We start from the raw sequence: 5,265 nt of genomic DNA, 5'->3' as shown, positions 1-5,265 counted from the left end.
TGCTGCTTAGCCAAAGCGCCTAAACTCAAAGGCAAACCGGCGGCAGCCAACGCGGCCGAAGTAATAAATTTTTTGCGGCTGATATTTTCCATAAGGCATTAAAATTGGTAATGCAATATGCCATTTTTCGTTGTTATTATTTCCTGATTTTTACTCACCTTTATCCAAACCTATTTATCATGATACTATTCTGGTACAGCGTTATATTGTTTGTAACAACCCTGGCACTTAACTTTTACCTGCTTATCGGTTTTAAACAAATTAAGCAGGTAAGCCGGCAATCTATAATGGATAATCCCCCTCCCCTTGCTATCATAATAGCAGTGCGCAACGAGGAAGAAGATCTTGAAAAAGCCCTGCAAAGTGTTTGTCACATCAACTACACCAATCACCGGGTTATTGTAGTGAACGACCGCTCAACCGACCGTACCGCCGAAATATTACAGGCTTTCAGCTTACAATATCCGCAACTCAGGGTAACCACCATCAGTACTTTACGCGATGGGTGGCTGGGTAAAAACAACGCCCTGTACCAGGGTTACCTCAGCAGTACCGAAGAATGGATACTTTTTGCCGATGCTGATATCGTTTTCCATCCCGATGCTATTAATAAGGCTGTTGGCTATGCGGTTAAGCAGCAGCTTGATCATTTAACCATCCTGCCTGAGCTGATATCCCGGTCGGCTATTTTAAACAGTGTATTTGCAACCTTGAGCATTATGCTTATGACTTCCATGAAGCCATGGGAAGCTAAAAATCCCAAATCAAAAGCTTCATCGGGCATCGGGGCATTCAATTTGGTCAGGCGCACAGCTTACGAAAAAATGGGTACGCACGTACGCATTAAACTCCGCCCTGATGACGATCTGCAACTTGGCCAAATAATGAAAAAGGAGGGCTTAAGGCAGGATGTTTTGGCCGGCAAGGGCTATGTTTGCCTGGAGTGGTATAAAAACCTGGGCGAACTGGGTCGCGGGGTTCAAAAGAACTCGTTTGCGGTGGCGAACTTTAGTCTTGCGAAAGCCATTTTCAACGTACTCAGTATGCTTCTAACCGTAGCTTTACCTATGCCCGTGATGTTCATTTTCGGCACGCCGACTATCCGGATCATGGCTGCTGTTATGCTGATATTTCATATAATTTATATGGAGATAGTACCGCCAAACAAATGGTGGTATGCCTTTATGATCCCTTTTTCGGCTTTCTTTTTGGCCTGGCATTATTTAAAAGCCTCGGTAACAACGGTTGCGCGGGGTGGTATTTACTGGAGGGAGAGTTTTTATTCGCTGAAGATGCTGAAGGGGAAGGAGTAGGATATTTTCACCCCGTTGCCGTGTCCTCACGGCAACCGATCCGCTTCAAAGTGTGCATAGTTGTCGTGAGGACACGACAACCGGGGTGAAAGGATATTTCTATCTGAACTCAGCTTAAACGAATTATTAAAATTTGTTTATTTACCCGGCATTCCCATAATTCTCTAAATTCAACAAATTCAGGTTCAGACATCTCCCTCAATCAAACCCCAAATATTCTTTCTGGTGCACTTCAACCGAACCGGAAATATTATCATGGTTCAAGAATATTACGATATGGAAAAAGTCATTATCAAAGAGATAGATATCGTTTTTAGCATCGGAGCCGTGAAGTTTCATGATCAGGCCCATGTGCTTTGCCTGGCCTATTAAGTTAATGATGTGCTGAGATGTGGAAGTGGCGTAAGTAACGGTACGCAATACAGCCCCGCTGCTTAGCTTACTGCCAACGCCTATTACAACAGTTTCCTCCTTATTATCCGGACCTACCCGATTTAGGTGTTCAATGCTGTTTCCGTCGACATCCTGGATATACTGACGCTTGAATTTTTTACCGAGGGTAAGATAGTTATGGGCTTCGGCGTTTGAAAGGTTAGAGATATTTGCCAGATCATTAATGGTTACGCTTTGGGCAAACACAGTTGCACAGCAAAACAACAACAAGGCAATTAACAGGGTTCTCTTCATTTTTTAACTTACCAAATATACTTTTTACTATTTAAAATCATCGCCGGGATGATAAGTGCGTTGTGCATGCTTTAAAACATCTTTTTTGTAAAACAGCACGTCTTTAAACTTCCCATCAATAATTCCCCGTTCCTGGTCGGTGAAATTTTTTGATGCAGGATCAAAAGAGCTACCGCCGTTTACAATGCTTTTAGCCCTTAACCGTGTACCAAATTCCACAGCAGCGATAAAACTATTGCCCGAATATCCATAGCGTCTGTTGGTGTTCATCATACGACTTTGGAATGATGGCAGCTGTCCGAAGCCCGATCCGGTTAAACCAACAGGAATACTGGGTTTGTTATCATCAAAGGTAATGCCATCATCCGGGCGCTGATAGCGGTTCATGTCGCCCCACTCTACTTTCCAGGTACCGAAGCGGCTTTGCAGATTCCTGATCACATCATTTAACCAGGTCAATTGCTGCGCCGGGCTCACGGTTTTAACAAGGGTTTGAAAGCGCCGGGTAATAAAGGTACTTTCCTGGTCGGTTTGAGGCGGCGGCAAGGCTTTGGTCATAAGCGTTCCCCATTCAATAGCGAGCGAACTGGCTACGGAGAGGATAGCCGTATTCCTGTCCCATTGCTGCAGGAGTTTTATTGGTTCGGCCAACGACTGTTTAACCGAATCGGGGGCGGCATCATAAGCTTTAAAAAGTGATGGTAGCAGATCATCAAAAGCAGCAAGATAATGATCATATCCTTTAGCGATCAGGTCATCAAGCGTGATGTTCTTCGCATCTTTTAATATTTTAATTGCAGTTACAGCCCGATAGTTTTCACCATCGGGAGCCATGTAAACAGGATACTTATTCTTATTCGGACTTGATATGCCCGAAGCCGTATAGGGTGTTGAATTACAGTTCTGGATCCAGCCGGTAGCGGGATTTGCATTGGTGATGATCTCGCTGAGTTTATGTACACCCTGCCATTCAGTTGCTGATGTACTGCCGTCAACCGGTAAGCTCCAGTCATATTTAGGGTTGCGTTTAGGAATATAGTTGCCGTACCAAAAAATGGTATTCCCTTTATCATCGGCATAAACAGTACTGTTTGTAGCATTTGACACCATGTTCATGGCCTTTTTATATTCGGCCAGGTTATTGGCCTTGGTTATCAGCCATGACTCAACCAGCGCATTGTATGAGCGGTTGTTGGCTTTAAGCGTGATCCACTTGCCATCCCTTGCACCAAGCACCGGACCATGATGGGTATAATAACCGGTTATAGAACGCTGCTCAACCTGATCGCCTTTTTTTATTTTGAAGGATAGATCGCGGGTGACGACCGGCCGTAATTTACCATCATATTCATAATACCATTTGCCATCTTTTTTACTCACCTTTTCGGCATACAGATCGGCGACATCGGCATAGGCGCTGGTATGCATCCAGCCGCAATGCTGGTTAAAGCCCTGGTAAATAAAAAACTGTCCCCAGGTAACGGCGCCGTAAGCATTAAGCCCCTCGTTGCTTACCAGCTCAACCTCACTACGGAAGTAAAACGGTACGTGAGGATTAATATACAGCAAAGCATGCCCCGATGCCGATTTTGAAGGCGCTATCGCAAATCCATTTGAGCCGGTTTCGCGCTCATTCACCATATCATAAATATTTTTTGCCGGCCGGCCGGTTACCGCGCCCAGCTTTTCGGGCCCTGTGCTGTAAAAATCCTTTGTTTCACTTAATTTAATGCCCCCAGTTTCGGTAGCGGCGACGCTGCCATCGGTAAACATCAACGCATACCAGGGTTCAAAATGCTTAAACACTTTTGGCTTTACCTCGGGATGTTTGTACAGGTAGTAGTTAATGCCATCGGCAAAGGCATCCATTAGCTTCCTAAACCAGGGTGCGCTTGTCTTATATTCTTTAATAGCATCGGCACTGTCGGCAATGAGCTGTAGCTGTACATCGGTATATAAATTAGTTTCGCCGTCAATCTCGGCTTGTTTGCCTAACTGGTAAAGATAATTACGTTCGATACCCTTAAAATTATCCTCACACTGGGTGTACATCAGCCCAAAAACAACCGCGGCATCAGTTTTGCCATAAATGTGCGGAACTCCCCAATTATCACGAATAATAGTTACCGTCTTTGCTAATACTTGCGCCCGTTTTATTTCCTTTTGATTAATTTTTTGAGCGAAAACCAATACGGGAAGAAACATCAAAGCGATAACTAAATTAATTTTCATAGTAACAGTAATTTTACCCAACAAATTATCTACATAAATGTAAGGAAAACGAGGCTTTTTAAACATTTTGAGGTAAATTTGGGGATTAATTCATAATAATTACATCGTACCGCCGTTCCTATTCAAATATTTACAATCGGCTTTTTTGAAGGTAATTATTGCTGTGCTGCCAAACAGTATAGTGAATTGTTGATGACTTTTCTGTACCGGTTCCCATCCGGTATCCGAATATAAAGAGCTTGGGTATACATTTAATATGATATCTGAGATTTAGTTGATTCAATATCATTTGAGACGTGGTATTGTGTGCGTTCCGGGGTGAGATACGGAACGCATTTTTTTTGATAGTTTACTGGTTCATTAGTTCAGTTGTTCATTAGCCTTAGCACAGAGGCTATCCATTTTTTTGATGGTTACCATACTCACAAACTATTCACCAATGAACTAATGAACCAGTGAACTAATGAACCCATTGTTCCCTGTACCACGCCATAGCTAATAATACCATGCGGTTGTAGGTTTCGAGGCCCTGGGGTTGGTTATTGGCCTTCAGGAAATTATCGTAAAAAATACTGCTGATGGCGCCCAGTTTATTTTCATAGGCCAGCCAATAGTTTCGTTCGGTGATGTAATCACTCCGAACTTCTTTGCTGATGAGTGCCTTAAGTTCTTTGTGTGCAACGGTATCACGCGCGCCAAGCGAATGCATAAACTCCTGCACGGCGAGGTGGTAGGCCGAATAACGCAACAACCTGTCGTGCGATTTTACAGCGATGACAAAGCCCGCGAAATCTGCTTCATCTTCGGCACCGTACCCCATCTGGTGCGACATTTCATGGCAAACTACAAAAGGCCGGTTAAAAACGGGCATCTGGTAATTGACCTGCGCTTCGGAAGTAAAGGGGTTATAATAGCCCGATGTACCAATATAATTCAACAATGGGGTAAGTATTGAGGGCTTTATATCGGGGTTATAAGCCCTGAAATTGGCAGAATCTTTACTGAGCGTGTAAATAGCATGCCGGGCTGTATT

At 43.7% G+C, this 5,265-nt stretch carries 4 protein-coding genes; 1 reads left to right on the top strand and 3 read right to left on the bottom strand.

What is annotated here, in order from left to right; genetic code table 11:
• The first annotated feature begins 179 nt into the window (after positions 1 to 179).
• Positions 180 to 1,313 (top strand): glycosyltransferase family 2 protein, encoded by a 1,134-nt coding sequence (locus tag VF500_RS25890; RefSeq protein WP_330862432.1) that lies wholly within the window; start codon positions 180 to 182, stop codon positions 1,311 to 1,313.
• 198 nt (positions 1,314 to 1,511) lie between these two features.
• On the opposite strand, the gene VF500_RS25885 is transcribed toward VF500_RS25890, so the two are convergent.
• From VF500_RS25885 to VF500_RS25875, 3 genes are all read right to left on the bottom strand, one after another.
• The gene (locus VF500_RS25885) at positions 1,512 to 2,000 is read right to left on the bottom strand and encodes a hypothetical protein (RefSeq protein ID WP_330862431.1); all 489 of its coding nucleotides are present in this window, start codon (positions 1,998 to 2,000) and stop codon (positions 1,512 to 1,514) included.
• Between the two features lie 27 nt (positions 2,001 to 2,027).
• A complete protein-coding gene (locus tag VF500_RS25880) occupies positions 2,028 to 4,232 on the bottom strand; it encodes a penicillin acylase family protein (protein ID WP_330862430.1) in 2,205 nt (734 codons plus the stop codon).
• A 460-nt stretch (positions 4,233 to 4,692) separates the two neighbouring features.
• On the bottom strand, positions 4,693 to 5,265 hold a 573-nt coding region (locus VF500_RS25875), incomplete at its 5' end, for a DUF3810 family protein (protein ID WP_330862429.1).

This window comes from Mucilaginibacter sp. (genome assembly GCF_036383575.1).
Taxonomy (GTDB): Bacteria; Bacteroidota; Bacteroidia; order Sphingobacteriales; family Sphingobacteriaceae; genus Mucilaginibacter.
The sequence above is the reverse complement of the archived record's forward strand: the minus strand, read 5'-3'. Positions and strand labels throughout refer to the sequence as shown.

Bases quoted from the DNA above. Each gene is read 5' to 3' on its own strand.
- VF500_RS25890 (WP_330862432.1), top strand. From the start codon at position 180: ATGATACTATTCTGGTACAGCGTTATATTGTTTGTAACAACCCTGGCA.
- VF500_RS25885 (WP_330862431.1), bottom strand. From the start codon at position 2,000: ATGAAGAGAACCCTGTTAATTGCCTTGTTGTTGTTTTGCTGTGCAACT.
- VF500_RS25880 (WP_330862430.1), bottom strand. From the start codon at position 4,232: ATGAAAATTAATTTAGTTATCGCTTTGATGTTTCTTCCCGTATTGGTT.